The organism is Burkholderia sp. MSMB617WGS, from assembly GCF_001532025.2.
Lineage (GTDB): Bacteria > Pseudomonadota > Gammaproteobacteria > Burkholderiales > Burkholderiaceae > Burkholderia > Burkholderia savannae.
In genome coordinates, this window is record NZ_CP013457.1 from 2,455,528 (window position 1) to 2,480,878 (window position 25,351).

Sequence of the window (25,351 nt, forward strand, 5' to 3'; positions counted from 1 at the left end):
TCGGTGGACATTCGGTGGCCGGCCGGAGACCAATCGGCGACCAATCGGCGACCAATCAGCGGCCAATCAGCGGCCAATCAGCGACCATTTGGCGGCCAGCCGGCGCGCGATCGCCGCCCGCGCCGCAAGATCGGCGCACCGCTCGCGCGAGTTCGACGCGGCCGTCCGCCCCGCCGCCCGTCAACCGACGCTCAGCCAACGCTCGACGATTCCCGCATCGAGCGCATTCGCCGCGCCGTCGTAGACGATTCTCCCCCGCCCCATCACCGCGACGCGCGCCGCGAGCGCGGGCGCGAGCTGCATCCGCTGCTCGATCAGGAGCAGCGCGACGCCTTGCGCCTTCGCGTCGGCAAGACACGCGCGCACCTGCTCGACCGCGAGCGGCGCGAGCCCTTCGGCCGGCTCGTCGACGATCAGCACGCGCGGCGCGCCGATCAGCGCGCGCGCGAGCGCGAGCATCTGCTGCTCGCCGCCCGACAGCACGCCCGCCTTCGTCCGCCAGCGCTCGGCGAGCATCGGATAGCGCCGGCGCGCGTCGGCGAGCGCCGCGCGCGCAGCCGCGCCGGACATGCCGCGCAAGCCGAGCCGCAGATTGTCCTCGACGCTCAGCAACGCAAACACGTCGCGGCTCTCGGCGACGTAGCCGACGCCGCGCCGCGCGATCTCGAACGGCGGCGCGCCCGCGACGTCGACGCCGTCGACGCGCACCGTCCCCGCCGCCCGCACGATTCCGATGACCGCCTTCGCGAGCGTCGAGCGGCCCGAGCCGTTGCGGCCGACGAGCGCGACGGCCTCGCCCGCCGCGATCCGCAGGTCGACGCCGTCGAGCACCGGCAGCGCGCCGTATCCGGCGCGCACGCCGCGCAGTTCGAGCAACGCGCTCATCGCTCGAACGCCTCGCCGAGATACGCGGCGCGCACGGCCGCGTTCGCGCGAATCGCCGCGGGCGCGCCGGTCGCGACGAGCTCGCCCCGCACGAGCACCGATACGCGATCGGCGAAGCCGAACACCGCGTCCATGTCGTGCTCGATCATCAGCACCGTCCTGCCCGCCGTCGCGCGCCGGATCAGCGCGATCGTGCGCCGCGCCTGCTCGCGGCTCATGCCGGCCGTCGGCTCGTCGAACAGGAACACCGACGCGCCGCTCGCGAGCGCGAGGCCCACGTCGAGCGCGCGCTGCTCCGCGTAGCTCAGGCTGCCCGCGAGCGCGTCGCGATGCGCGGCGAGGCCGATCGACGCGAGCGCGGCGTCGGCGGCGCGATCGATCTCGGCGGCGCCCGCGAGCCGGTTGCGCCAGCGGCGGCGCTGCCGCGGCGCGTGGAGCGCCGCGCAGCGCAGGTTGTCGTAGACGCTCATCCGCGCGAACACGCTCGTCTGCTGGAAGCTGCGCGCGAGCCCGAGGCGCGCGACCGCATGCGGGCCGCGCCGCCCGAGATCGGTGCCGTTCAGCTCGATGCGGCCATGCGTCGGCGCGAGCGCGCCCGCGATCAGGTTGAAGAGCGTCGACTTGCCGGCGCCGTTCGGGCCGATCAACGCATGGCGCTCGCCGGCGCGGATCGTCAGATCGACGCCGACGAGAACCGGCGTCGCGCCGAACGACTTGCCGACGTTCGTCAGGCGCAACGCGGCAGGCGCGGTCGCCGCGTGGGCGCTCGCGCGCTCGGGATCGGCCGCGGCGGCCGAGGCGCGGGCTGCGAGCGCGGCTGCGTCGTCGGAGGCAACCGCCGCACGGGGCGCAAGCGCGCTCGCCTTGCCGCCTGCGCCGGCTGCGCCGCTCGCGTACGGCATGCCGGGCGCGCCGGCCGCATCGATGTCCCGAGCATTCGAATCATCCGAGGCATTCGCGCGAATCACGCGATCGAAGCGATCCGCGAGATCCGCACGAGCACGATTCGCGCCGCGCCGCCGCGCCGCCTGCGCGAACCCCGCGCCGATCGCCGCCGCGGCCGCCGCGACCGCCCAGCCTAGCGGCGCGCCTGCATCGAACCGCCAGAGCCCGATGACGGCGCGCCGTGCGTCGTCTTGCGCGAACCGCAGCGCATACGCGAGCTCGACGACGAACACGATCGCGACGCCGCCCGCGAGCGCCGCGAGCGCGCCGAGCAGCTCGCGCCGCCAGTCGAAGCGCGCGCCGCCGCGCCGCCGCGCCTCGCGCCGCGCGCGCGGCCAGCCGCTCGCGCCGCCCGGCGCCGCCAGCACGACCGCGACGAACAGCAGCCCCAGATACAGCAGCCACGCGCGCGACACGCTCGCGACGAACACGCTGAAGAACGTCAGCAGCACCGCGCCGACGGCGGGCCCGAAGAAGCTCGTCGCACCGCCGATCACGGCCGCGAACAGCACCGCGCCCGAGCGCAGCATGCCGACGCTCTCCGACGTGGCGACCTCGACGTCGATCAGCGTCAGCGCGCCCGACACGCCCGCGAAAAACGCCGCCGCGATCGCCATCGCGTAGCGTACGCGGCGCGGATCGGTGCCGAGCGCGGCGACGCGCGCCGGGTTGTCGCGCACCGCGTTCGCGAGCCGCGCGAGCGGCGTGCGCACGAGCGCGCGCATCGCGGCCGCCGCGACGACGCACCAGATCGCGATCAGCGCATACGCCTGCGCCGGCTTGCCGAAATCCCACGCGCCGAGCGCGGGGCCGCTCGCCCGGTCGATCGACACGCCGCCCGCGCCGCCGAACCAGTCGGGCACGCTCCACGCGGCGGCCGCGACGAGCTCGCCGAGCCCGAGCGTGATCATCGCGAACGCGGTGCCCGCGCGCCGCGTCGCGATGAAGCCGAACAGCGCGCCGAAGCCCGCGCCCGCGACGCCGCCGGCGAGCGGCACGAGCGGCAGCGGCAGGCCGTAGCGATTGAACCCGTGCGCGGCGGCGAACGCGCCGAGCCCGGCGAACGCCGCGTGTCCGAACGACAGCAGTCCCGTCGTGCCGAGCAGCAGGTTGTACGACAGCGCGAGCACGATCATCGCGGCCGTCTGCGCGAGATAGCCGAGCACCCAGCCGCGCGGCCACGCGAGCGCGGGCGCGGCGAGCAGCGCGACGAGCGCGAGCCACGGCAGCGCGGCGGCCAGACGGCTTCGCACGGCCGCGCTAGACATCGTCGCGCTCGCCGAGCAGGCCGCGCGCGCGGCACGCGAGCACCGCGACGAGCAGCAGATACGGAATCAGCGGCGCGAGCGGCGCGAGCGTCAGCGCGCGCCACGCGTCGGGCAACGCGATGCCCGCCCATTCGCCCGCGTCGCCGAGCGACGCTCGGCTCGCCGTCGCGAACGTCTGCGCGCAACCGACCGCGAGCGACGCGACGAGCGCGCCCGCGAGCGAGCCGAGCCCGCCGATCACGATCACCGCGAACACGACCGAGCCGAGCGTCTGCGCCATCGCGGGCTCGATCACCGCGAGCGGCGCGCCGATCACGCCCGCGAGCGCGGCGAGCGCCGTGCCCGCGCCGAACACGAGCGTCATCACGCGCGGCACGTCGTGGCCGAGCGCCTCGACCGCCGCACGATGCGTGAGCGCCGCGCGCACGACGAGCCCCGTCTGCGACACGCGCAGCATCGCCCACGACGCGCCGAGCATCGCGACCGACACGATCATCATGAACACGCGATAGCGCGGAAACACCGCGCCGTCGACGGTGAACGCGGCGCCGTCGAGCGCGGCGGGCACGGGGGCGGCGAGCGGCGCGAGCCCCCAGACGAGCTTCACGCCCTCGGCGATCAGATACGCGAGCCCGAACGTGAGCAGCAATTCGTCGAGATGGCCGCTCGCCCTCACCCGCCGCAGCAGCGCGCGTTCGCACAACGCGCCGAGCGCGCCGACGACGAGCGGCGCGGCGACGAGCGCGACCCAGAAACTCGTGCGCGCGGCAATCGCGTAGCCGGCATACGCGCCGAGCATGTAGAAGCTCGCATGCGCGAAGTTCAGCACGCCCAGCATGCTGAAGATCAGCGTGAGCCCCGCGCACAGCATGAACAGCAACAGCCCGTAGCTCAGGCCGTTCAGCAGATTGACGACGATCGACTGCACCGCGTCAGGCCGCCTGCGGCGCGGCGAGCGGCGCGAGCGCGGCGCGCAACGGCTCGGGCAGCGGCACCGGACGGCGCGTCGCGCGATCGACGTACACGTGCACGAAATGCCCTTGCGCGGCGGCCGACGCGTCGCCGTCGGCGAACAGGCCGACCTCGTAGAGCACGCTCGACGAGCCGAGCCGCGCGACCCGCAGCCCCGCTTCGACGCGCTGCGGAAACACGAGCGGCGCGAAGTAGTTGCACTGCGTCTCGACCACGAGGCCGATCGTCTCGCCGTGCTCGACGTCAAGCACGCCGCGGCGGATCAGGTATTCGTTGACGACCGTGTCGAAGTAGCTGTAGTAGACGACGTTGTTCACGTGCCCGTAGACGTCGTTGTCCATCCAGCGCGTCGTGATCGGCAGGAAATGGCGGTAGGCGCTGCGCGGCAGCGGAACGGGTTTGGCTGAGGACATGTCGGCGCGATGCGAAAGGACGGTTGCTTGACGATGGGTTGAGGATGGTCGCACGCCGCACGGCGGCGCGACGGCGAGGCGGCGGCTGCGCGATCGGGCGGCGTCGCCGCGTCGCCCGGAATCGCCGGTGAACGCGCTGACGAACGCGCTGACGAACGCAACCGCGGACACGCCGCAGAAGATGCCGGCGAAACCGCGCGCGGCGCCGTCACAGCGATTCGACGAGCATGCGCCGGTAGTCGTCCGCCGTCGCGACGCGCGGATTCGTCTTGTGGCAATGATCGACGAGCGCGCCTTCGATCACGTGCTCGAACACGCGCTCGTCGACGCCCATTTGCCGGAGTCCCGTCGGCAGGCCGAGGCGCGCGGTCATGTCGTGCAGCGCCTGCGGCAGATCCGCGCGCTCGGGCAGATTCATCACGCGGCGCATCCGCGCATAGCGGCGCTCGGCGACCACGCTCGCCGCGCTTTCGTTGAAACGCAGCACCGCGGGCAGCACGACCGCGTTCAGCGTGCCGTGATGCAGCGACGTCTTGCCGTTCACCTTCACGCCGCCCAACGGATGCGACAGCGAATGCACGCAGCCGAGCCCCTTCTGGAACGCCATCGCGCCCTGCATCGACGCGCTCATCATCGCAAGACGCGCGGCGCGGTCGCCGCCGTCGTGCGTCGCGCGCTCGATGTGCGCCCACGCGCGCTCGAGGCCGTCGAGCGCGATGCCGTCGGCGGGCGGGTTGAACGCCGGCGCGAGGAACGTTTCGATGCAGTGCGCGATCGCGTCCATGCCGGTCGCGGCCGTGAGGCCGGGCGGCAGGCCGAGCGTCAGCGACGGATCGCAGATCGCCGCCTTCGGCAGCAGGTGCCACGAATGGAAACCGAGCTTGCGGCCGTCAGTGAGGATCAGGATCGCGCCGCGCGCGACCTCGCTGCCCGTGCCCGAGGTCGTCGGCACCGCGACGAGGGGCGCGACGGCCGCGGTGATCCGCTCGCTGCCGCCTTCGATCGTCGCGTATCGCGCGAGCGGCAGCGGATGCGTCGCCGCGATCGCGACGCCTTTCGCGAGATCGATCGCCGAGCCGCCGCCGACCGCGACGAGCCCGTCGCAGCCTTCGTCGCGGTAGCGCGCCGCGGCGGCGAGCACGGCGGCTTCGGTCGGATTCGACGGAGTATCGTCGAACACGGGCAGCGCACCCGCCCCGAGCGCGTCCAGCGCGCGATCGACGAGCCCCGCCGCCGCGACGCCCTTGTCCGTCACGACGAGCGGGCGCGCGATGCCGCTTCGCGCGCATTCGGCCTTGAGCATCGCGAGCGCGTCGTCGCCGAGATGAATGTGCGTCAGGTAATAAATGTAGGCCACGGGAAGTCTCCTTCGGTCGCGCTCGTTCGAATCGCCGGGCGGCACGTTCGCGCGCGGCCGATGCGCCGCCCGGCGCTGGACAAGCGGCCTTCGTCCGGGCGAACATGCGACGCCGGGCGCGGCGCACGCGGGGCGTGCCGCACAGAAAAGCATAGATTGCGGCAAATTCCAAGAGGCGCGGCGCAAGGTTATTTTCACATCGAAGAGGAAACATCATGGCAGATCCGCAGCTCATCACGACCGCTTTCGACATTCCGGGCTACCGGATCGAACGCTCGCTCGGCGTCGCGCGCGGCATCGTCGTGCGCTCGCGCTCGATCGTCGGCACGTTCGGCGCGTCGATTCAAACGCTGTTCGGCGGCAACATCTCGCTCTACACGTCGCTGTGCGAGCGCGCGCGGCGGGAGGCCTACGAGCGGATGGTCGAAGAAGCGCGGCAGATGGGCGGCAACGCGATCATCGGGATGCGCTACGACGCGACCGAGATCGCGTCGGGCGTGACCGAGGTGCTGTGCTACGGCACAGCGGTGCAGGCGGCGCGCGCCGGCTGACGCCGACCGCCCGGGGCGGCGGGCCGCGCCGGCGCGGCCCGCTTGTTCGTGGCTTGTTCGTGGCTTGTTCCCCGCTTGTCCGTGGCTTGTTCGTCGCCTGCCCCCGCTTGCCCGCCGCGGCGCCCAATCCGTTTCCGTGCTTCGTTACTGGCCGGGGAACTCGACGATTTCGAAGTCGAGGCCGCGCGCGCGCATCCAGTCGGCGAGCGCCTGGCCGGTGCCGGCGCGCCACGGCCGCAGCATCGGCGGATCGACGAGCCGGTATTCGAGCAACTCCGGCGACAGGCGAATCGTCCCGTTCGCGCGCACGTGATACGCGATGATCAATTCGTTCTTGCGAATGAACTCATAAACGCCGACGAGCTTCACCGATTCCGCGTCGAGCGACGTCTCCTCGCGCACTTCGCGGGCGATGCCCGCCTCGGGCGTTTCGCCGCGCTCGAGGAAGCCGGTGATGAGCGCGAACACGCCTTCGGGCCACGCGGCGTTGCGCGCGAGCAGGATCTTGCCTTCGTATTCGACGATCGCCGCGACGACGGGCACCGGATTGTTCCAATGGACATAGCCGCAGGTTTCGTCGGGACACGCGCGGCGCACGCGGCCGCCCTCCTCGATGGAATCGACGCGCTCGGTGAGCGCTCGCGCGCAGCGAGGACAGAATCGGTAGTCTGCGGTGGTCATTTGTCGGGGATCGGCCGGCGGCTTTGCCCGCTCGCTCGGATACGTCGGGCGCGGCGCGCGAGTCCTGCCGTTTTTTTGGGTCGGGAAGGCCCAATTCTAGCGAGTTTGGACGATCGAGACGCGCCCGGCGCGGCACGCACTCCCCGCATCGGCGCTACCTCGCCTTGACCGACACGAATTTGCGCTCGCCGCCGCGCTGTATCAGCACCGCGACCACCTTTCCCGCCTTCGCCTCCAACGCAGGCACCATGTCCGGCGTCTCGATCAGCGTGTCGTTGAACTCCAGCACGACGTCGCCCGGCTGGATGCCCGCGTTCGCCGCCGGTCCGCGCACCGCGTCGACCACCATCCCGACCGGCAACCCCGTCGAGCGGCGCTCGTCGTCCGTCAGCGGATGCATCGTCAGGCCGAGGCGATCCGCGCCGCCCGCTTCGCTTCGGCCGGCGCTCGCGCTGCCCGACGAACCGGCGGCCGCCGCGCCCGCCGCCGGGCCCGATCCGAGCCTCAGTGTCATCGGCGCGCGGTTGCGCACCAGCCTGATCGGCGTGCTTGCGCCGGGCGGCAGCGCCGCCACGTCGCCGGCGAACTCGGACGAACGGCCGACCGGCCTGTCGCCAACCTGCACGATCACGTCGCCCGGCTTCAAACCGATCGCCGCCCCGGGCGACCCCGGCTCGACCGCGTTGACGAGCGCGCCCGCCGCCCGCGGCAAACCGAACGCCGCCGCGAGCCCCGGGCCGACGTCCTGCACGTCGACGCCGAGCCCGTTCTGCTGCGCCGCGTACTGCGGCTGCAGGGCCTGCTGTTGGGCCTGCTGCTGGGCCTGTTGCCGCGCCTGCAGCTGAGCCTGTTGTTGCGCCTGCATCGCCTGCGTGCGCACCTTCACCGCCAGATTGATCGGAATCGCAAACGTCACGCCCGGATTGCGGTCGCCGCTCCCGTAGATCTGCACATCGATGCCGATCACCTCGCCGGCGCGGTTGAACACCGGGCCGCCCGAATTGTCGAGATTGCCGGTCACGTCGGTCTGAAAGAACGGGAAGCTGCCGCCGTCCGGCAGCGTGCGCGACGTCGCGCTGACGATGCCCGTCGTCACCGTGTTCGCGGCGCCGTCCGGCGCGCCGATCGTCAGCACCGGCTCGCCGACGCGCACCCGCGACGAGTCGCCGAGCCGCACCGTCGGCAGCTTCGTCGCATCGATCTGCAGCACGGCCACGTCGCTCTGGTCGTCGAGCGCCACCACGCGCGCCTTGAACTCGCGCCGATCGACGAGGCGGACCGTCACCTCGGTCGCCTGCCCGACCACGTAGGCGGTCGTGAGGATGATGCCGTCCGGGCTGACGATGAAACCGGACCCCGCGCCCGCCATCGCGCGCGGCGCGTTGTCCTGGGACGTCGGCGGTTGCATCGCGGAGAGCTTGAAGTACGCGAAGAACGGATCGTCGGGGTCGAGCGCCTCGAGGCCGGACGCCGACATCTGCGGCTCCTGCGCCGGCACGCTCACGTTCACGACGGCGGGCCCGTAACGCTCGACGAGCGTGGGGAAATCGATCGGCCCCGCAGGGCCCGTCTGCGCGATCCGCTTCGCCTTCAGGGTTTGCGGCAACGTGCCCGCTGCGATCTCCGTCGGCTGCAGGCAGGCAAAGCCCGCAAGCACCGCCCCGATCGCTGCAGCGTGAATCAGGGCGCGGCCAAGCGTTTGACGAGACACAGTGCACCTCCAAGGCAGTCGTTATGCCAGGGGCCCGTTGCGCGGCGCGCAAAGGACTAGCACGCACTGGTGAATTGATTATTGCATAGCGGCCGACGGCCGGCAGTCCGTGCTTTCACGATATTCGCAATTCGCCGCGGCCTGCGACGCACGTTCGTCGGATGCTCGTTGGATGCGCGGCGAGCGCATCGAGAAAAGTGGAAGCGGCGGAACGCGCCGCGTGGGCGCGCAAGCTCGATGACGATCGATTGCGGCGGTCATTCGGCGCGCGCGGCGCGCTCCGGTCGATGCGCAGGATGCGCGCGCCATGCGCGGCAAGCGGCAAGCGGCAAGCGGCAAGCGGCAAGCGGCAAGCGGCAAGCGGCAAGCGACGATGCCTCAACACGGACCGTCGCGACGCGGCTCGACAAAAAATCGTGCAGCACCGCGGCGCGGCGGCGGAGGCGGCGGAGACGGAGGAGACGGAGGAGACGGAGGAGGCGGCAGAGGCGGCGGAGACGGAGGAGACGGAGGAGACGGCAGAGGCGGCAGAGGCGGCAGAGGCGGAGGCCGCGCATTCGACGCGGGAAAGGCGACGCTCGGCAATGCACGCGGCGCGCGCTCCCAACGACGCAACGCACGATGCACGTCGAGCACGTCGAGCGCGTCGATGCAGCAGGCGTGCTCGAACGCCCGCAACCGCTTCATCGCGCCATCGCCAGTCGCGCGCTCATGCGACGTCGCGGCCGTGCGTCGTCGCGCGCGAACTCGCCGCTACCGCTGCAAACCCCGCCGCCCCGACGAGCAGCACCGCCGACGCGAGCCAGAGCGCCGGCGAAAAGGTTCCCGCGCGCGCGGCGAGCGGCGCGGCCGCCAGCGGCCCGGCAATCTGTCCGACGCCGTACGACGCGGTCGCATACCCCATCAGGCCCGCCGCGCGCTCGCCGCGCAAGCGGCGCGCTTCGCGCATCGCGAACAGCGTAATCGCGGTGAACGGCAAGCCGACGAGCGCGCTGCCGAACGCGAATCCGGGCGCCGTCGGCCAGACGATGCCGAGCGCGACGCCGGCCGCCTGCACCGCGCAGCAAACCGCGAGCAGCAGGCGATTGTCCCAGCGGCTCGGCAGCCGCGCGCCGACCAGCGCGCCGACGATCAGCGCCGCGCCGAACGTCGGCCAGAACAGATCGGGCCACGGCGAGTGCGCGGGCAACGCGGCGCGGGCGATCACCGGCAGGAAGGTCGCGGTGATGATGTAGCCGAAGCCGGGCAGGCCGTAGAGCAAGACGAGCCAGAACGCATCGCGCCGGGCGGCGGTGCACGCGTGCGGCGCGCTTGCGGCCGATGCGGCGAGCGCGCCGCGCTTGCCGGGAATTTGCGCGGACGCGAAATTCTTTGCGGCCGCCGCTGTCGACGCGTTGGACGCGTTGGACGCGTTGGACGCGTTGGACGCGTTGGACGCGTTGGACGCGTTGGACGCGTTGGACGCGTTGGACGCGTTGGACGCGTTGGACGCATCGGGCGTATCGGGCGCGTTGGATACGTCACGCGCATCGGGCACGCCGTACGCCGAACCCACTCGAATGGCGTCGGCCGATCCGGCCGGCTCGACCGCGCACCTCGTCTCGGCCCGACCGCCCGCCTCTGCCAAGCCGCCCCCATCGCCCGCGGTTTCCGCCCCGCGACGAAGACGCCCGCCGTCCGCATCGCGCATCGGGTCGCGCCCCGTCGCCCCGAACGCGCGCCACACGATCGCCGACAGCACCGCCGACGCCGCCGCGAACCCGATCCAGCCGAACGCCGCACGCTGCCCCGCCAACGCGGAGCCGATCAGCCCCGTCACGACGATCCCGATCCCCTGCCCGGTATAGATCACGCCGCCCCACGCAGGCGCGCCGCGCTCGGCCACGCGCCTCAGGCCCCACTGCGACGCGAACACGAACGTCCACGCGCTGACCGCGCCGCTCGCGAAGCGCACGAGCGCCCACACCCAGAACGGGCTCGCGACTCCCATCGCGAGCGTCAGCGCGACCGTCGCCGCGAGCCCGGCGCGCACCATCCGCGCCGGATCGACGGCGATGCGCGCGCAGGTCATCGCGCCGACGAAATAGCCCGCGTAGTTCGCGGACGCGAGCCAGCCGCCGTGCCGGATGTCGAGCTCGCCGCCCGCGAGCATCAGCGGCAACAGCGGCGTGAACGCGAAGCGCCCGACGCCGAGCGCGACCGCGAGCGCCGCCGCACAGGCGAGCGCCGCGTCGCGCGCCGCGCGCTCGCCGGAGAATGGATAGTCGGGCGCGCCGGCCGCGCCGCGTGAAGGAGAAAGGGAGCGCATCGTTTCGAGGGCGACGCGGCCGATTCGAGGGGTCGGAAGCGTCGCGGATTAGCCAAAATCGAATCGATGCTAGCTTGACCAACCGTTCTCGAAAAATGAATAATTGAGATTCGATCCATCCCATGGAGAGAATCATGGATCTGGCGGCGCTGGCGATCTTTCGCGCGGTCGTGCGCGAGAACGGCGTGACGCGCGCGGCCGCGAAGCTCAATCGCGTGCAGTCGAACGTCACGACCCGCATCAAGCAGCTGGAGGAACAGCTCGGCGCACCGCTTTTCGTGCGCGACGGCCGCCGGCTCGTGCTGACGCCCGCGGGCGAAACGCTGCTGCCGTACGCGGAGCGCTTGCTCGCGCTCGCCGACGAGGCGCGCCACGCGGTCCGCGAGAACCGCCCTCGCGGCCGGCTGCGGCTCGGCGCGATGGAAAGCACCGCGGCGAGCCGTCTGCCCGCTTTTCTCGCGCGCTACCATCAGGCGTGGCCCGACGTCACGCTCGAGCTCGTCACCGGCACGACCGGCGAGCTGATCAGCCTGGTGCGCGAATTCGAGCTCGACGCCGCGCTCGTTGCGACACCGGCCGGCTCCGAGGCGCTCGGCGAGCCGTTCGAGACCGCGCCCGCCTTCACCGAGGAACTCGTGCTGCTGACGCCGCGCGGCCATCCGCGCGTGCGCACGCCGCGGGACGTGCTGCTGCCGACGCTCGTCGCGTTCGAGCGCGGCTGCGCGTACCGCGGTTGCGTCGAGCGCTGGTATGCCGCATACGGGCTCAAGCCCGGGCGCGTGCTCGAGCTCGGTTCGTATCACGCGATCGTCGCGTGCGTCGCGGCGGGCGCGGGCGTCGCGGTCGCGCCGCGCTCGGTGCTCACCGTCCAGCGCGAGCCCGACAGCCTCGGCGTGCATCCGATCGACGACATCGCGCCGATCGACACGATGCTGGTCTGGCGTCAGGGGTATTTCTCGGCGGCGCTCGCCGCGTTGCGCGACGCGTTGCGCGATGCGGCCGCGGCGGCGAACGCAACCGACATCGCGACGAACGAAACGGCGAAGGCCACGCGCGGGCGCACGCGGCGCGGCACGGCGGACGAAACGCTGGCCGTCTGACGTGCGCGATGCGCGCGTGCATAGCCGGCTCGCCGTGCGGCGGCGCTGCGTCACGCAACGCGAGGCAAGGCAACGTGACATGACGCGCGCCGACGCCATGCGCGCACCGCGCACCGCCGCGCCCGTCATCGAACCCGAAAGCAAAACGGCCCAGCCGGCGCAAGCCGATTGGACCGTTTCGGTCGTTCGATCATCCGATTTTTGCCGCGACGCTCGCGGAAGTCGAAGAAGCGAAGCGCGCCGGCATCGCCGCAAGCTCATCGTCCAAGCCCGCGTTCCGCCGCGCGGGCGCACCGCGCACCGCGCCGATACGCCCCCGAAATCGCGTCACCCGCCGCCGCCGTGCGGCCGCCGTTGCGACGAGAACGGCGCGCCGAATCTCGTCGCGCCGCCCGGCCGCGTCACAGCCGCGCTTCGACCCAGCCCTTGACGCCCGCGAGCGCCGCCGGCAGATTCGCCGGCTCGGTGCCGCCCGCCTGCGCCATGTCCGGCCGGCCGCCGCCCTTGCCGCCCACTTGCTGCGCGACGAAGTTGACGAGCTCGCCCGCCTTCACCTTCTTGCTCGCGTCCGCCGTGACGCCCGCGATCAGGCTCACCTTGCCGCCGTCGACGGCCGCGAGCACGATCGCCGCGCTCTTCAGCTTGTCCTTCAGCTTGTCGACGGTCTCGCGCAGCGTCTTCGCGTCGGCGCCGTCGAGCGTCGCGGCGAGCACGTGCACGCCGCCGATTTCGACCGCCTGCTGCGCGAGCTCGTCGCCCTGGCTCGACGCGAGCTTCGACTTCAGCGCGGCGAGTTCCCTCTCGAGCGATTTCACCTGATCCTGCACCTGGCCGATCCGCTGGATCAGCTCGGACGGCTGCGCCTTCAGCGCCGCCGCCGCCGCGTTCACGCGCGCGTCGAGCGCCTGCACGTAGCGCACCGCGTTGTCGCCCGTGATCGCCTCGACGCGCCGAATGCCCGCCGCGACGCCGCCTTCCGCGACGATCTTGAAGAGGCCGATGTCGCCCGTGCGATGCACGTGCGTGCCGCCGCAGAGCTCGCGCGAGAAACCGAGATCGAGCACGCGCACTTCGTCGCCGTACTTCTCGCCGAAGAGCGCCATCGCGCCGCCCTTCACCGCGTCGTCGTACGGCATCACGCGCACGATGCCGGGCGCGTTCGCGAGCACCTGCTCGTTGACGATGGCCTCGACGCGGCGGATTTCGTCGTCGGTCAGCGGCGCGTTGTGCGCGAAGTCGAAGCGGGTCTTGTCCGCGTCGACGAGCGAGCCCTTCTGCTGCACGTGCGAGCCGAGCACGTCGCGCAGCGCCTTGTGCATCAGGTGGGTCGCCGAGTGATTGCGCGCGGTGCGCGCGCGGCGCTCGGCGTCGATCTCCGCGCGAACGACGTCGCCGATCTTCAGCGTGCCCTGCTCGAGCGTGCCGTGGTGGCCGATCACGTCGGCCTGGACCTTCAGCGTGTCGGCGACCGCGAAGCGCGTGGCCGCGTTCGCGAGCACGCCCTGATCGCCGACCTGGCCGCCCGATTCCGCGTAGAACGGCGTGTGGTCGAGCACGACGACCGCGCTCTCGCCCGCCTTCACGGCGTCGACCGACGCGCCGTCGACGTACAGCGCGACGACTTTCGCGTCGTCGAACGCGATTTCCTCGTAGCCGTGGAAGGCCGTCTTCGCGCCCGAGTAGTCGAGGCCCTGCGCCGCCTTGAACTTGCCCGCCGCGCGCGCCTGCTCGCGCTGGCGCGCCATCGCGTCGTCGAACGCAGGCTCGTCGACCGTCACGCCGCGCTCGCGGCACACGTCGGCCGTCAGATCGAGCGGGAAGCCGTACGTGTCGTGCAGCTTGAACGCGAGTTCGCCGTCGAGCGTCTTGCCACCCGCGGCGTCGAGCTCGCCGAGCGCGGCGTCGAGGATCGACATCCCGTGCTCGATCGTCTCGAAGAAGCGCTCTTCCTCCTGGCGCAGCACGTCGGTCACGCGCTGCTCGGCTTCCTTCAGCTCCGGATAGGCCACGCCCATCTCGGCGACGAGATCCGCCACGAGCTTGTGGAAGAACGCCCCCTTGCGGCCGAGCTTGTAGCCGTGGCGAATCGCGCGGCGCACGATCCGGCGCAGCACGTAGCCGCGGCCTTCGTTGCCGGGGATCACGCCGTCGACGATCAGGAACGAGCACGCGCGGATGTGATCGGCGATCACCTTCAGCGAATTGTTCGCGAGGTCGGCCACGCCCGTTTCGCGCGCCGACGCCTTGATCAGGTTCTGGAACAGGTCGATCTCGTAGTTGCTGTGCACGTGCTGCAGCACGGCCGCGATCCGCTCGAGGCCCATGCCGGTGTCGACGCACGGCTTCGGCAGGCGCGTCATGTTGCCCTGCGCGTCGCGGTTGAACTGCATGAACACGAGGTTCCAGATCTCGATGTAGCGGTCGCCGTCTTCCTCGGGGGACCCCGGCGGGCCGCCCCACACGTCCGGGCCGTGGTCGTAGAAGATTTCCGAGCACGGGCCGCACGGGCCCGTGTCGCCCATCTGCCAGAAATTGTCCGACGCGTAGCGCGCGCCCTTGTTGTCGCCGATGCGGATGATCCGCTCGGCCGGCACGCCGACTTCCTTCGCCCAGATGTCGTACGCCTCGTCGTCGTCGTGGTAGACGGTGACCCAGAGCTTGTCGGCGGGCAGCGCGTAGACGGTCGTCAGCAGTTCCCACGCGTAATGGATCGCATCGCGCTTGAAGTAGTCGCCGAACGAGAAGTTGCCGAGCATCTCGAAGAACGTGTGGTGGCGCGCGGTGTAGCCGACGTTCTCGAGGTCGTTGTGCTTGCCGCCCGCGCGCACGCTGCGCTGCGAGGTGGTCGCGCGGGAGTACGGGCGCGTCTCGGCGCCGAGGAACACGTCCTTGAATTGCACCATCCCCGAATTGGTGAAGAGCAGCGTGGGGTCGTTGCCCGGGACGAGGCTCGACGAGCGGACGATCGTGTGGCCCTTCGATTCGAAGAACTTGAGGAATTTCTCGCGGATTTCGGCGGCGTTCATAGCGTGCGGGGACGGGGTCAGGCCAAAACTGGGTTGAGCGCCGGCCGCTTCGACTCGGCGGACGGCGGCTGGATTCTGAAACGATCAATTATACGGGATAGATCCCCGCTCGCGGCCGGTGGGCGTTGGGGTGGGCGTTGGGGTGGGCGTTGGGGCGGGCGTTGGGCGAACGTTCCGTGGACGGCGTCGAGGCCGGCAGCGGGCGACGCGGCCGACTCGGCGTAAGATCGTCGCGGTCCGGAAACGTCCGACGCGCTAGTCGAGGACGGCCGGCAAAGCACGCGAAATCCACGCCGGAAACACGCGGCCGGGCTCGAACGACGGGTTTGGGGCGACGGGTTTGGGGCGGCGGGTTGGGCCAATCGGCCAGGCCGAGTCGAGCCGCGGCGAGCTGAACTCGGCCGTGACCGGGACCAGAACCGGCGAGTCCGGTCGAGCCGAACGATCGCGCGCGATACGAGCGCGCCGCGACGGCCGCATGGCGACGCGTCGAACCCAATGTGGACGATACGCCCGACACGCCGACAATCATGCCGCGGCCACCCCCGAAAGACGCCCGGCCGCCGCGCCATTACCGACCGTTCGGAGCCATTCGGAGCCATTTTTCGAGGCCGTTGCCGGCTTCCCGGCCATGAGCAGGCCATTGCACCGTTCGAAGCCGTTGCCGAGCGCTCGAGCGCCGTGCTCGAGCGCCCCGTCGGCTCTCGCTCGACGTCGCAACACGTTCACATCGGCATCTCGTCGGCTTTCGACCGAGCGCATCGAAGCCGCATCGGGGCGGCATCGAGACCGCACCCAAGCCGCGCCGGAACCTCGCCCCCAATCCGCTCCGCCGAAGCAGCGCCACGCGGCGAGCGGTCACAACCGCGCCGCAGGCGCTCGCGGCGGCGGCGCACGCCTGCATCCGGCCCCGCCGCCGCCCTCGCGCCGCCCGCCTTCGCGACAGCCGCCCCCGAATCGCTTTAAGATGCGGCGGGAGACGACCAACCGGACACGCGCCCGCGCGGCCGCGCCCCGATCGGCGCGACGCCCTTGGGCCGCGCGCCGATCGATAGCACCACCAACAGAGGAGACTGAACGAAGATGGGAGCCCTCAGCCATATCCGCGTCCTGGACCTGAGCCGCGTGCTCGCGGGCCCGTGGTGCGCGCAGACGCTTGCCGATCTCGGCGCCGACGTGATCAAGGTCGAGCGCCCGGAGAGCGGCGACGACACCCGGCACTGGGGCCCGCCGTACCTGAAAACGCCCGACGGCGCCGACACCCGCGAAGCCGCGTACTACCTCGCCGCGAACCGCAACAAGCGCTCGGTGACGGTCGACATCGCGACGCCGGAGGGCCAGCGGATCGTCCGCGAGCTCGCCGCGCAATGCGACGTCGTGCTCGAGAACTACAAGGTCGGCCAGCTCGCGAAATACGGGCTCGACTTCGAATCGCTGAAAGCCGTGAAGCCCGATCTCGTCTACTGCTCGGTGACGGGCTTCGGCCAGACGGGCCCGTATGCGCACCGCGCGGGCTACGACTTCATCATCCAGGGAATGGGCGGCTTCATGAGCATCACGGGCGAGCGCGACGGCCTGCCGGGCGGCGGCCCGCAGAAGGCGGGCGTCGCGATCGCCGATCTCGCGACGGGCCTCTACTCGACGATCGCGATCCTCGCCGCGCTCGCGCACCGCGACCGCACGGGCTGCGGCCAGCACATCGACATGGCGCTCCTCGACGTGCAGGTCGCGCTCCTCGCGAACATGAACACGAACTTCCTCGCGAGCGGCAAGCCGCCCGTGCGCTGGGGCAACGCGCATCCGAACATCGTGCCTTACCAGACGTTCGAGACGAGCGACGGCTGGATCATCGTCGCGGTCGGCAACGACGGGCAGTTCCGCAAGTTCGTCGAGGCGGGCGGCCGCGCGGCGCTCGCCGACGACGAGCGCTTCGCGACGAACCCAGCGCGCGTGCGCCATCGCGACACGCTCGTGCCGATCATCGCGGAGATGACGAAGACGCGCACGAAACGCGAATGGCTCGACGCGCTCGAGGCGCTCGGCGTGCCGTGCGGGCCGATCAACGATCTCGATGAAGTGTTCGACGACGAGCAAGTGCGCGCGCGCGGCATGCAGGTCGAGCTGCCTCATCCGAGCGGCGCGACCGTGAAGCTCGTGCGCAACCCGATCCGGATGAGCGAGACGCCGCCCGACGCGCGCAGCGCGCCGCCTCTCCTCGGCGAGCACACGGACGCGGTGTTGCGCGACATGCTCGGCTACGGCGACGCGGCGATCGCGGCGCTCAGGGACAAGCGCGTCGTGTGAGCGCGGCGCATGGGTGCGATGGCGGGCGGGCGCGCGGCTTCGATTGTGCGCCCGCGTTCTTTCTCTCGAGTGTTGGTTCTTCGCCCAGTCGCCCGCTCGCCGTTTCGCCGTTTCGCCGTTTCGCCGTTTCGCCGTTTCGCCGGTTTGCCGGTTTGCCGGTTTGCCGGTTTGCCGGTTTGCCGGTTTGCCGATTCAAACTCGCGAACTTCTATAGCTTCAAGGCTTCGGGCTTCGGCTTCGGACGTTGAGCATCGACGGTTGAACTTTTGCGTTGAGCGTTGAGCGTTGAGCGTTGAGCGTTGAGCGTTGAGCGTTGAGCGTTGAGCGTTGAGCGTTGAGCTTCGAGCTTCGAGCTTCGAGCTTCGAGCTTCGAGCTTCGAGCTTCGAGCTTCGAGCTTCGAGCTTCGAGCTTCGAGCTTCGAGCTTCGAGCTTCGAGCTTCGAGCTTCGAGCTTCGAGCTTCGAGCCCGAGCCCCGAGCCCGAGCCCGAGCTTCGAACTCCGCATTTCGGGCGCCGGAACTTGCCCCCCCTCGAAAGCCCAAAATATCCGCGCGCCGCAACCCGGGATCTCGACGCGCGGCCCGCCCCGTTCACCGCACGCGGCACCCGGCGAGCGCACCCGGACATCGCCTCGTCACGACCGAACGGTACAAAGCGGGCTTCCACGTTTTCCCTGCCGAGGTCCCGCATGTCGTCGCGTCGCAAGTTTCTCCTCTAGCGGGATAACGGGATAGCGACAGGAATGATCAACGCCCGACGTCGACCGAAAAACCGCGAACACGAGCGCGTCGCTTCGGCCGCCGACACCCGAAACGGTGCCCCCGAACAAACCAGCCGGCGAAGATGCCGATCGCGAGCCCTCGTCGAAGGGCCCCAAAACCCGACGAAATCGTGCCCGCCAACAAAACGGGCGCGCCTATGGCGCGCCCTGCTGCCCGGCTTGCGACGGGCTGACACATGCATTCGTGCAACGAAGCTGACGAAGGGCGCGAAACCGGCTAATTCGACGCCCCGGATCTACGATCCGGCACCGCCCCCGGCATTCGCCCGCGCCACCTGCTCGCCAGGAGCGCCGTGGCGGCCCCGTCCACCGCTCGGCCGCCGCGTCGAATGCCCTTTAATGCCCTTCTGCGCCCTTTAGCGCACGCCCGCGCCGACGAGGCCGCCCGCCGCCGCGCCCGCGACGGTGCCGATCGGGCCGCCCGTGATCAGGTAGCCGAGCGCGCCGCCCGCGGCCGCGCCGATGCCGGCGTTGCGCTGCGTGCGGTTCATCGCGCACGCGCTCAAGCTGGCGAGCGCCACGGCGATGACGGTGGCGCGAACGAGAAAGCTGGTCTTCTTCATCATGATGCTGCCTTCGAAACGTTGCCGCGCAAGGCACGGCGCGGCGGCATGAAACCTGGGTGAGCGCATCTTAAAAAAGCGCGATCCGGCCGGCAAGGCGATTTACCTCCCGTTACAGCGGCAACACATGCCGCACAAATGCCGGAAAAACGCGCCGCGCCGCCCGCCGCAAGGTGCGCCGCTCCTCAGGACGGTCGTCCGTCAGGTAGAATTGACGAATTCGAGCGGCGCGGCACGCGCCCTCCCCCTTTTTCTTCCCTGTTCCGCATGAGCACCGAACGCAACGACGCCACCGCGCCTTCCAATTTCATCCGCAACATCATCGACGACGACAACCGCGCGAGCAAATGGAGCGGCCGCGTCGAAACGCGCTTCCCGCCCGAGCCGAACGGGTATCTGCACATCGGCCATGCAAAGAGCATCTGCCTGAACTTCGGCGTCGCCCGCGACTACGGCGGCGTGTGCCACCTGCGCTTCGACGACACGAATCCGGAAAAGGAAAGCGTCGAATACGTGAATTCGATCATCGACGCGGTGCGCTGGCTCGGCTTCGACTGGCAGAAAGACAGCGTCGACCACCAGTACTTCGCGAGCGACTATTACGACAAGCTCTACGAATTCGCCGAGCTGCTGATCCAGCGCGGCAAGGCGTACGTCGACAGCCAGAGCGCCGACGAGATGCGCACGAACCGCGGCTCGCTGACCGAGCCGGGCACGCCGTCGCCGTTCCGCGACCGCTCGCCCGAGGAGAACCTCGACCTGTTCCGCCGGATGAAGGCGGGCGAGTTCAAGGAAGGCGAGCACGTGCTGCGCGCGAAGATCGACATGGGTTCGCCGAACATGAACATGCGCGACCCGGTGATCTATCGCATCCGCTACGCGCACCACTACCGCACGGGCGACGCGTGGTGCGTGTACCCGATGTACGACTACACGCACTGCATCTCGGACGCGATCGAGAACATCACGCACTCGCTCTGCACGCTCGAATTCGAGGATCACCGCCCGCTCTACGACTGGGTGCTCAACGAGCTCGCCGACGCCGGCGTGTTCGCGCGGCCGCTGCCGCAGCAAATCGAGTTCTCGCGCCTGAATCTCACGTACGCGATCACGAGCAAGCGCAAGCTGCTGCAGCTCGTGACGGAAGGCCACGTCGACGGCTGGGACGACCCGCGGATGCCGACCATCGTCGGCGTGCGCCGCCGCGGCTTCACGCCGCAGAGCATCCAGCTCTTCTGCGAGCGGATCGGCGTGACGAAGGTCGATTCGTGGATCGACATGAGCGTGTTCGAAGGCGCGCTGCGCGACGACCTCGACGACAAGGCGCCGCGCACGGTCGCCGTGCTTGATCCGCTCAAGCTCGTCATCGACAACTATCCGGAAGGCCAGACCGAGGAATGCACGGCGCCCGTGCACCCGCACCATCCGGAGCGCGGGCAGCGCACGTTCCCGATCTCGCGCGAGCTGTGGATCGAGCGCGAGGACTTCAACGAGAGCCCGCCGAAGGGCTATTTCCGACTGTTCCCGGGCAACAAGGTGCGGCTGCGCTACGGCTACGTGATCGAATGCACGGGCGCCGACAAGGACGAAAACGGCAACGTGATCGCCGTGCACTGCAACTACTATCCGGACAGCAAGTCGGGCACCGAAGGCGCGAACAACTACAAGGTGAAGGGCAACATCCACTGGGTGAGCGCGCCGCACGCGTGCCCGGCCGAAGTGCGGATCTACGATCGCCTGTTCAAGGAGCCGCACCCGGACGCGGGCGGCCGCAACTTCCTCGAGGCGCTGAATCCGGATTCGAAGAAGGTCGTCCAGGCCTACCTCGAGCCCGGCGCGCGCGACGCGACGCCGGAGGCGCGCTATCAGTTCGAGCGCCACGGCTACTTCGTCGCGGACCGTGTCGATTCGAAACCCGGCCAGCCGGTGTTCAACCGGATCGTCGGCCTGCGCGACAGCTGGGGCAAGCCGGCCTGACGGCCGCTTCGGCGCGCTCCGTTACTCGCGCCGCGCAAAAAATGAAATGCCCGGCTCAGGCCGGGCATTTTCGTTTGATGTCCGAGCCGGGATGGCAGCCGAGTCGGCTTTCGGCCCGCCGACCGGTCCGGATTGCCGCGGCGCGTGCGGCGTCCGGCGCGCAGGCGCGCAGGCGCGCGTGACACCGAACCTCGCGCGGACGAATCGGCCGGGCGTCGCACGCCGGGCGTCGCACGCGGGGGATCGCGCGCCGAGGCTTGTCATCATGCAACGTTCGTCATCGGCGACGGGCGGCAAGGCCGTCGCGCACGCGCGGCGCTTACCCCGGCAGCGTCCGATGCAATTGCGCGAGCGACAGCGTCGTCGCGAAAAGCCGCGCGAGGCTGCGGCTCGCGTACGCCTCCACTTCGCCCGGCTCGGTCCAGCGAAACGCGTCCATCTCCGGAATCATCGTCCCGTCGCGGCGGCTCGGGAACATCGACGTGCACGTGCAACGCGACAGGTCCGTCTCGTGCGCGGCGGCTCGCGCGGCGAACAGGTGCAGATCCTTGTCGTGCCGGTAAGCGAACAAGCCGAGATCGGTCAGGCGCGCGGGATCGAGCACGATGCCCGTCTCCTCGACCAGCTCGCGCAGCGCCGCCTGCTGCGCGGTCTCGCCCGGCTCGTCCTGGCCCTTCGGGATGTCCCAGTGCGCCGTGTCGGTCGCGTGCGCGAGCAGCACGCGGCCGGCGGAATCGAGCAGCACGATCCCGCAGGACACCGTGCGCGGCCGGCCGCGCGGCTTCATCGCGCTCATCCGCGCGCTAGGCCCGCGTCAGCGCCTCTGCAACTGCCACTTGCCGGCCTCGGTCTTGCAATAGAGCGGCCGCAGCGTCATCGACTGCCCCTTCGCCTCGATTTCCGTCTTGATCTCGCGGCACGTGCGGCCTTCCTGCTCGGTCGTGCTCGGCGTCAGCTTCGCCGCGAGCTTCGTGCCGCGGCCTTCGTTCATCCAGTCGACGGTTTCGCCGTCCTTGCCTTCGTCGCGAACCTTCTGCACGGCCTTCGCGAGCGACGCGGTGTCCGCCTTGCTGAAATAGCTGATCGGCGTGTCGTTCAGGAAGTTCAGGTTGTTCTGCGCGTGCGCGGCAAGCGCGGCCGCCGCGCACGCGGCGCCCGCCAGCGCGCGCGACAGGATCGAGACACGGGCTCGCATCGTCATGTTGTTCTCCTTTGGAAGCGATCGAACGTCCGGCGCGCGGCTTCGGCCGCGCGCCGCAAGAGCGCTCAAGGATAACTGCAACGAACGGTATTTGAAACCGATCCGGCGGCACGACGCGGCCTCGCGTGGGCCGCGCCTCAGAAAATCGACGGCGAAACCGCTTCGGGCGGCGCGCGGCGATCGGCCGCGCCGCCGGCCGCGCGCATCGCCGCAGCGCCGCGTCGCGGCCGGCGCTCGGCTCCTCAGTACTGCAAGCCGAAGCCGCGCGAATAGCGCAGCGGCCCCGTCGATCCGTCCGCGTTCAGCGCATGCACCGCGACCGGCAGCTTGCCGACCGGCCGCTCGACGCCCAGCATCGCGTCGACGGCGGCGAACAGCGACGGGCCGCGCAGCCCGCCTTCGTAGCCGTAGTACGCGTACGTCGCGAGCGTCGCGTCCGCGACGTCGTCGTAGCTGATCACGTCGTACGGCGCACGCATCGTCACGTGAATCACGGTCTTGCGCCGCGCCTTCGCGTAATCCATCGCGTCGCGCATCTGCTGCGCCTCGTTCGGCACCGCGACGGCGAGCACGCTGCGGCGGGCGCGGACATCCGCGCCCGCCCCCGCGCCCGCGTCGACGTGATCGAAGATCACCGAGCCCGCCTCCTCGCCGTTCGCGGGCGCCGTCTGCCGCATCAGCGCGGGCGCGGGCGGCACGATGCGCGCGCTCGGATCGCCGTTGTGCTCGACGGGCGTGACGCCCGTCGACAGCGTGCCGACGATCACGACATCCGCCGCGTCGATCGCCTGCTGCTGCTCGGGCCACGTGATCGCGCTCAGCTTCGCGCCCGTCACGAGCGGATGGCCGAGCTCGGCGAAACGGCGCCGCATCGCCTCCGCCTGCTCGCCCCACGGCGTCAGGATGAAGATGCGCCGGCCCTGCGCCTGCAGCGGCAGCGTGCCGTTCTCGTTGCGCAGCAGCGTGATCGACTTGCGCGCGATGTCGCGCTCGACCGCGCGATGCGCGGGCCCGCCGATCGACGCCAGTTCGTCGATCGGCCTGCCGCGGTCCGCCGCGACGATGCCGTTGCGCAGCTTGGTCAGCACGATCCGGCGCACCGAGCGATCGAATTCGGCGCGGTCGATCCGGCCCGCATCGACGGCTGCCGCGACGCGATCGACCAGCGCCGTCAGCCGGCCGGCGTCGGCCGCGGTGCGAAACTCGACGGGCATCAGCGCGATGTCGACGTCCGCCTGGAACACCTTGACGACCGCATCGTCCTCGTCGAAGAAATCGGCGATGCCCTTCATGTCGAGCGCGTCGGTGATCGTCACGCCCTGATAGCCGAATTCGCCGCGCAGGATGTCATGCTGGATGCGTCGCGACATCGTCGCGGGCGCGATCATCTGCTCGCCCGTGCGCGTCGCGACGCGCGTGTCGTCGAGCGACGGATACTGGATGTGAGCGGTCATGATCATGTCGGGCGCCTCGCCCGAGTCGATCGCCTGCCGGTACGGCGCGAGATCGATCGCGTACGCGTCGGCGCGCGACTTGATCACGACGGGCAGCCCGTAGTGCGAATCGGTGTCCGTGTCGCCGTGCCCCGGGAAATGCTTGAACGTGCCGATCACGCGCTCGCTCTTCATTCCCTGCACCATGCGCCGGCCGAGCAGGCCGATCGTCGCCGGATCGTCGCCGAACGAGCGCACGTTGATGACGGGGTTGAGCGGATTGCTGTTCACGTCGACATCCGGCGCGAAGTTCACGTTGAAGCCGACCGCCGCGATCTCCGCCGCGAGCACGCGGCCCATGTCGTATGCGAGCCGGTCGTCCTTCGTCGCCTCGTAGGCCGCGCCGAGCGCCATGTTGCCGGCGAACGCCGTCGCCTCCACGCGCGGCAGGCGGAACACGTTGCCGCCCTCCTCGTCGATGCCGACCATCAGGCCGACCGGGCTGTCGGCCGCGGGCGCCGCGCGGATTCCGTCGATCAGCCGGCGCGTCTGCTCGATGCCCGTCAGGTTGTTCGAGAACAGGATCACGCCGCCGATGCCGTTCTCACGCAACGCGTCGCGCGCGGCGTCGGGGAATTCGGTCATGCCGCTCGTGCAAGCCGGCTGCCCGTCCGGGCACCAGTACCGGAACGCCATCATGATCTTCTGGCCGACCTTCTGCCGGGTCGACATGCGCTCGACGATCGCGTCCGCGCGTGATTCGATCGTCGCGTCGTCGTCGCCCGACGAGCAGGCGCCGAGCGCCGCCGTCACCGCCAGCGCGACGGGGAAATGAACCAAGCTTTTCTTGCGCATTTTCACCGAGTCCTTGCCGCGCGCATTCGCGGCACTTACGTCATTTGATTCGTGATCCGGAATTCCCTTCGGCTTTCGGTTCATCGGTACTCCGGAACTTCATGCATATCCATTCACTCTGAATTCGCATGCATCGAATTCGTCAAATCAGTGATCGACATGCGACTTCTGCCGCGAACATTCGCGCCGATTCGGCAGTGCGCGCAGCATAGCACGGCCCTTTTCACGCTGCTTTCGGTTTTCGTCACGACCAATGCGATTGCCGATATCAACCGAATCACGGCCGCGCAATGCGCGAATATGCATGCCGAACGCGTAATGAGCGATCGTTCGCCGGTTCAATGCGGACGATTGAGAAACGTGTCGTTCGATTACGTGAATTTCGACGGCCAAACGCAAAAAGGCGAAGTCGTCGTGCTCGATGCGGTTGCCGAGCGCGTGCAGACGATCTTCGACACGCTCCGCCGGATGCGCTTCCCGCTGAACAAGGCCGTGCCGATCGAGCGCTATCGCGGCAACGACGTCGCGTCGATGAACGACGACAACACGTCCGCGTTCAACTCGCGGCCCAAAACGGGCAGCGACGAGTGGTCGATGCACGCGTACGGCGTCGCGATCGACGTCAATCCTTTGCGCAACCCGTACGTGTCGTTCGGCGGCGACGGCGGCGCGCGCGTGCTGCCCGAGTCCGCCGCGAAGGCGTCGATGAACCGGCTCGACGAACGGCCCGGCAAGCCGCCGAGGCCCGGCATGGCCGAACGCGCCGTCGACGTGTTCGCGAACAACGGCTTCCTGCGCTGGGGCGGCTATTGGGACGACCCGATCGACTATCAGCACTTCGAAGTGGGCTCGCGCGCGCTCGTCGCGCAGATGGTCGGCGCGCCGCCCGATGAAGCGCGCGAAATGCTCGAGCGTTACGTCGCGTCGTATGCGGATTGCCTTACGGATACGACGCACGAGAATCATGCGGCGGCGCGCGCCGCGTGCGTCGAAGACGCGCTGCGCGAGTGACGCCGGGCG

General features: G+C 70.2%; 20 protein-coding genes. 6 read left to right on the plus strand and 14 right to left on the minus strand.

Features of this window, described 5'->3' with window-relative positions; translation table 11 throughout:
* Positions 1-180 precede the first annotated feature (180 nt).
* From WT60_RS12030 to WT60_RS12055, 5 genes are all read right to left on the minus strand, one after another.
* Complete coding sequence (locus WT60_RS12030) at positions 181-885, minus strand: ABC transporter ATP-binding protein (RefSeq protein WP_038751317.1); 705 nt, start codon at positions 883-885, stop codon at positions 181-183.
* Positions 882-3,098 (minus strand): branched-chain amino acid ABC transporter ATP-binding protein/permease, encoded by a 2,217-nt coding sequence (locus WT60_RS12035; RefSeq protein ID WP_060355968.1) that lies wholly within the window; start codon positions 3,096-3,098, stop codon positions 882-884. Before WT60_RS12035 ends, WT60_RS12030 begins: the two co-directional genes overlap by 4 nt.
* Complete coding sequence (locus tag WT60_RS12040; RefSeq protein WP_060355967.1) at positions 3,091-4,026, minus strand: branched-chain amino acid ABC transporter permease; 936 nt, start codon at positions 4,024-4,026, stop codon at positions 3,091-3,093. The genes WT60_RS12035 and WT60_RS12040 overlap by 8 nt, the downstream gene beginning before the upstream one ends.
* A gap of 4 nt (positions 4,027-4,030) precedes the next feature.
* A complete protein-coding gene (locus WT60_RS12045) occupies positions 4,031-4,483 on the minus strand; it encodes a thioesterase family protein (protein WP_059583054.1) in 453 nt (150 codons plus the stop codon).
* 208 nt (positions 4,484-4,691) lie between these two features.
* Positions 4,692-5,840, minus strand: coding sequence for an iron-containing alcohol dehydrogenase (locus WT60_RS12055; RefSeq protein ID WP_038751325.1), 1,149 nt, complete (start codon positions 5,838-5,840; stop codon positions 4,692-4,694).
* A gap of 215 nt (positions 5,841-6,055) precedes the next feature.
* Between WT60_RS12055 and WT60_RS12065 the strand changes: the two genes are divergently transcribed.
* On the plus strand, positions 6,056-6,391 hold the full coding sequence (locus WT60_RS12065; RefSeq protein WP_038751326.1) for a YbjQ family protein: 336 nt from the start codon (positions 6,056-6,058) through the stop codon (positions 6,389-6,391).
* Positions 6,392-6,535: 144 nt separating this feature from the next.
* Here the strand turns inward: WT60_RS12065 and WT60_RS12070 are convergent, their stop codons facing one another.
* The 3 genes from WT60_RS12070 to WT60_RS12090 all read right to left on the minus strand — a co-directional run bounded on the left by WT60_RS12070 (position 6,536) and on the right by WT60_RS12090 (position 11,091).
* Positions 6,536-7,072 (minus strand): NUDIX domain-containing protein, encoded by a 537-nt coding sequence (locus WT60_RS12070; protein WP_038751328.1) that lies wholly within the window; start codon positions 7,070-7,072, stop codon positions 6,536-6,538.
* A 154-nt stretch (positions 7,073-7,226) separates the two neighbouring features.
* Entirely contained in the window at positions 7,227-8,783 is a 1,557-nt protein-coding gene (locus WT60_RS12075; protein WP_060355966.1) for a trypsin-like peptidase domain-containing protein, read from the minus strand.
* A 709-nt stretch (positions 8,784-9,492) separates the two neighbouring features.
* Positions 9,493-11,091: a YbfB/YjiJ family MFS transporter gene (locus WT60_RS12090; protein WP_100185280.1), complete on the minus strand. Its 1,599-nt coding sequence runs from the start codon at positions 11,089-11,091 to the stop codon at positions 9,493-9,495.
* Between the two features lie 134 nt (positions 11,092-11,225).
* On the opposite strand from WT60_RS12090, the gene WT60_RS12095 reads away from it, so the two are divergent.
* Both WT60_RS12095 and WT60_RS12100 read left to right on the plus strand, forming a co-directional pair.
* Positions 11,226-12,191, plus strand: a complete 966-nt coding sequence (locus WT60_RS12095; RefSeq protein WP_060356917.1) for a LysR substrate-binding domain-containing protein — start codon at positions 11,226-11,228, stop codon at positions 12,189-12,191.
* Between the two features lie 79 nt (positions 12,192-12,270).
* Positions 12,271-12,621 (plus strand): hypothetical protein, encoded by a 351-nt coding sequence (locus WT60_RS12100; protein WP_145986775.1) that lies wholly within the window; start codon positions 12,271-12,273, stop codon positions 12,619-12,621.
* Here WT60_RS12100 and alaS read toward each other — a convergent pair.
* A complete protein-coding gene (gene alaS, locus WT60_RS12105; RefSeq protein WP_060356919.1) occupies positions 12,593-15,217 on the minus strand; it encodes an alanine--tRNA ligase in 2,625 nt (874 codons plus the stop codon). The two genes, WT60_RS12100 and alaS, sit on opposite strands and share 29 nt — an antisense overlap.
* A 1,083-nt stretch (positions 15,218-16,300) precedes the next feature.
* Here alaS and WT60_RS12110 point away from each other — a divergent pair.
* On the plus strand, positions 16,301-17,521 hold the full coding sequence (locus tag WT60_RS12110) for a CaiB/BaiF CoA-transferase family protein (protein ID WP_038751335.1): 1,221 nt from the start codon (positions 16,301-16,303) through the stop codon (positions 17,519-17,521).
* A gap of 1,137 nt (positions 17,522-18,658) precedes the next feature.
* On the opposite strand, the gene WT60_RS34435 is transcribed toward WT60_RS12110, so the two are convergent.
* Complete coding sequence (locus WT60_RS34435; RefSeq protein WP_038751336.1) at positions 18,659-18,868, minus strand: ornithine acetyltransferase; 210 nt, start codon at positions 18,866-18,868, stop codon at positions 18,659-18,661.
* 264 nt (positions 18,869-19,132) lie between these two features.
* Here WT60_RS34435 and WT60_RS12130 point away from each other — a divergent pair, with 264 nt between their 5' ends.
* A complete protein-coding gene (locus WT60_RS12130; protein ID WP_038751337.1) occupies positions 19,133-20,842 on the plus strand; it encodes a glutamine--tRNA ligase/YqeY domain fusion protein in 1,710 nt (569 codons plus the stop codon).
* 319 nt (positions 20,843-21,161) lie between these two features.
* Here WT60_RS12130 and WT60_RS12135 read toward each other — a convergent pair whose 3' ends face one another.
* From WT60_RS12135 to WT60_RS35150, 4 genes are all read right to left on the minus strand, one after another.
* Entirely contained in the window at positions 21,162-21,638 is a 477-nt protein-coding gene (locus WT60_RS12135) for an NUDIX hydrolase (RefSeq protein WP_038751338.1), read from the minus strand.
* An 18-nt stretch (positions 21,639-21,656) separates the two neighbouring features.
* Positions 21,657-22,043, minus strand: a complete 387-nt coding sequence (locus WT60_RS12140) for an RT0821/Lpp0805 family surface protein (RefSeq protein ID WP_038751339.1) — start codon at positions 22,041-22,043, stop codon at positions 21,657-21,659.
* A gap of 242 nt (positions 22,044-22,285) precedes the next feature.
* Positions 22,286-24,331: a glycoside hydrolase family 3 protein gene (locus WT60_RS12145; RefSeq protein ID WP_060356419.1), complete on the minus strand. Its 2,046-nt coding sequence runs from the start codon at positions 24,329-24,331 to the stop codon at positions 22,286-22,288.
* A gap of 147 nt (positions 24,332-24,478) precedes the next feature.
* On the minus strand, positions 24,479-24,637 hold the full coding sequence (locus WT60_RS35150; RefSeq protein WP_236860816.1) for a hypothetical protein: 159 nt from the start codon (positions 24,635-24,637) through the stop codon (positions 24,479-24,481).
* Positions 24,638-24,649: 12 nt separating this feature from the next.
* Between WT60_RS35150 and WT60_RS12150 the strand changes: the two genes are divergently transcribed.
* Positions 24,650-25,342, plus strand: coding sequence for a M15 family metallopeptidase (locus tag WT60_RS12150; RefSeq protein ID WP_236860817.1), 693 nt, complete (start codon positions 24,650-24,652; stop codon positions 25,340-25,342).
* Positions 25,343-25,351 lie beyond the last annotated feature (9 nt).

What these genes read in the sequence shown, in the direction of transcription:
- WT60_RS12030 (WP_038751317.1), bottom strand. Translation starts at nt 885, where the DNA reads ATGAGCGCGTTGCTCGAACTGCGCGGCGTGCGCGCCGGATACGGCGCG.
- WT60_RS12035 (WP_060355968.1), bottom strand. Translation starts at nt 3,098, where the DNA reads ATGTCTAGCGCGGCCGTGCGAAGCCGTCTGGCCGCCGCGCTGCCGTGG.
- WT60_RS12045 (WP_059583054.1), bottom strand. Translation starts at nt 4,483, where the DNA reads ATGTCCTCAGCCAAACCCGTTCCGCTGCCGCGCAGCGCCTACCGCCAT.
- WT60_RS12065 (WP_038751326.1), top strand. Translation starts at nt 6,056, where the DNA reads ATGGCAGATCCGCAGCTCATCACGACCGCTTTCGACATTCCGGGCTAC.
- WT60_RS12070 (WP_038751328.1), bottom strand. Translation starts at nt 7,072, where the DNA reads ATGACCACCGCAGACTACCGATTCTGTCCTCGCTGCGCGCGAGCGCTC.
- WT60_RS12090 (WP_100185280.1), bottom strand. Translation starts at nt 11,091, where the DNA reads ATGCGCTCCCTTTCTCCTTCACGCGGCGCGGCCGGCGCGCCCGACTAT.
- WT60_RS12095 (WP_060356917.1), top strand. Translation starts at nt 11,226, where the DNA reads ATGGATCTGGCGGCGCTGGCGATCTTTCGCGCGGTCGTGCGCGAGAAC.
- WT60_RS12100 (WP_145986775.1), top strand. Translation starts at nt 12,271, where the DNA reads ATGACGCGCGCCGACGCCATGCGCGCACCGCGCACCGCCGCGCCCGTC.
- alaS (WP_060356919.1), bottom strand. Translation starts at nt 15,217, where the DNA reads ATGAACGCCGCCGAAATCCGCGAGAAATTCCTCAAGTTCTTCGAATCG.
- WT60_RS12110 (WP_038751335.1), top strand. Translation starts at nt 16,301, where the DNA reads ATGGGAGCCCTCAGCCATATCCGCGTCCTGGACCTGAGCCGCGTGCTC.
- WT60_RS34435 (WP_038751336.1), bottom strand. Translation starts at nt 18,868, where the DNA reads ATGATGAAGAAGACCAGCTTTCTCGTTCGCGCCACCGTCATCGCCGTG.
- WT60_RS12130 (WP_038751337.1), top strand. Translation starts at nt 19,133, where the DNA reads ATGAGCACCGAACGCAACGACGCCACCGCGCCTTCCAATTTCATCCGC.
- WT60_RS12135 (WP_038751338.1), bottom strand. Translation starts at nt 21,638, where the DNA reads ATGAGCGCGATGAAGCCGCGCGGCCGGCCGCGCACGGTGTCCTGCGGG.
- WT60_RS12140 (WP_038751339.1), bottom strand. Translation starts at nt 22,043, where the DNA reads ATGACGATGCGAGCCCGTGTCTCGATCCTGTCGCGCGCGCTGGCGGGC.
- WT60_RS12145 (WP_060356419.1), bottom strand. Translation starts at nt 24,331, where the DNA reads ATGCGCAAGAAAAGCTTGGTTCATTTCCCCGTCGCGCTGGCGGTGACG.
- WT60_RS35150 (WP_236860816.1), bottom strand. Translation starts at nt 24,637, where the DNA reads ATGCATATTCGCGCATTGCGCGGCCGTGATTCGGTTGATATCGGCAAT.
- WT60_RS12150 (WP_236860817.1), top strand. Translation starts at nt 24,650, where the DNA reads ATGAGCGATCGTTCGCCGGTTCAATGCGGACGATTGAGAAACGTGTCG.